The organism is Cellulophaga sp. BC115SP, assembly GCF_009905545.1.
Classification (GTDB): Bacteria; Bacteroidota; Bacteroidia; order Cytophagales; family Spirosomataceae; genus Flectobacillus; species Flectobacillus rivi.
In genome coordinates, this window is the sequence record NZ_JAAALB010000175.1 from 1 (window position 1) to 762 (window position 762).

The window sequence follows — 762 nt, forward strand, 5'->3', positions numbered from 1 at the left end:
AATAGCTAAGGTTTCGTGGTGGCTGAAAGCCAAACCATGAAACCAATGTTGAACTTAAGCTCTGGTAGCGGTCGGCTTGGGTGGTTTCTTTTATGGAGTTATCGTTCGACTTGAAGATATTTGAAGGAGCAGGTTTTCGCCTGCTTTTTTGTTTTTTTAGGCTTCAGAGGGTGTAGAGAGCCATTTTCAATTTTATAGGCATACAATTCCCCTTACCCATAAGTTAAATTTCATGGTTGCTTTCATTGTGGCAATCGCCCAAATAAAATGTTGGCGGCCCTCGTTGATCAAAGACCGCTATTGTTACTAAATTTCCTGTTTTACAACAGCTACATTTTCTGTTGAGGGTTTGGTAAACTTGTTTTTCCGCAGGTTTAATATTAAAATTCGCCTGTATCTGCTTAAACTTTTCTCGCTTCCATGTACTGCTCAAGATTCCATAGTGGCGGATTCTCACGAAACGTTTGGGCAAAATATGTTGAGCAAAACGACGAATGAATTCTTGATGAGTCAAACTCATTACTTTCTTTTCGCTTTGACTACGGTAATCCTTATAAGAAAAAGTAACTCGTTCTTCGTCAATGGATTTTAAGCGATGATTGCTAATGGCAACCTTGTGCGTGTAACGTCCCAAATATTCCACCACCGACTTGGGTGAGCCAAAAGGGCGTTTGGCATATACCACCCAATCCTTCTTAAATAGTGATTCACGAAGTTCTTTATCAAGTTCTATCTTCTGAGATAAAATCCCCACATACTTCG

The 762-nt window shown here is 39.9% G+C and carries 1 protein-coding gene; it reads right to left on the minus strand.

The annotated features are described in order from the left end of the window. Positions 1 to 223: 223 nt before the first annotated feature. Positions 224 to 762 (minus strand): transposase (locus GVN22_RS27490; RefSeq protein WP_205691071.1); only part of this gene is annotated, 539 nt, incomplete at its 5' end.